1 protein-coding gene is annotated in these 251 nt (G+C 39.4%); it reads left to right on the top strand.

Annotated elements, in window-relative coordinates; translation table 11 throughout:
• Positions 1-58: 58 nt before the first annotated feature.
• Positions 59-251: AAA family ATPase (locus VC352_RS24940; RefSeq protein ID WP_322982170.1), on the top strand; the 193-nt coding region annotated here is incomplete at its 3' end.

Here is a 251-nt window from a genome sequence, read left to right as displayed (position 1 = left end):
AAGTCAAAAGAAAGGCGAGGGGAGATTGTAAGCAGACTAATAGAGCACTATAGGCAAAATGAAAATAAAGAGAGGTGAGATCGAAGGGTTTCGCGCCTATAAGCTAAAAGAGAATGGGACTTTTGACTTTACTATTGATGGCCATATGCCATCATGCTTTGTTGCCATATATGCCCCAAATGGATTTGGTAAAAGCTCTTTTTATGATGCTGTTGATTGGGCATTCACCGATATTCTAGAAAGAAATACGG

This window comes from Pseudomonas sp. C11 (assembly GCF_034683865.1).
Taxonomy (GTDB): domain Bacteria; phylum Pseudomonadota; class Gammaproteobacteria; order Pseudomonadales; family Pseudomonadaceae; genus Aquipseudomonas.
This window is presented reverse-complemented; position numbering and strand designations above follow the sequence as displayed.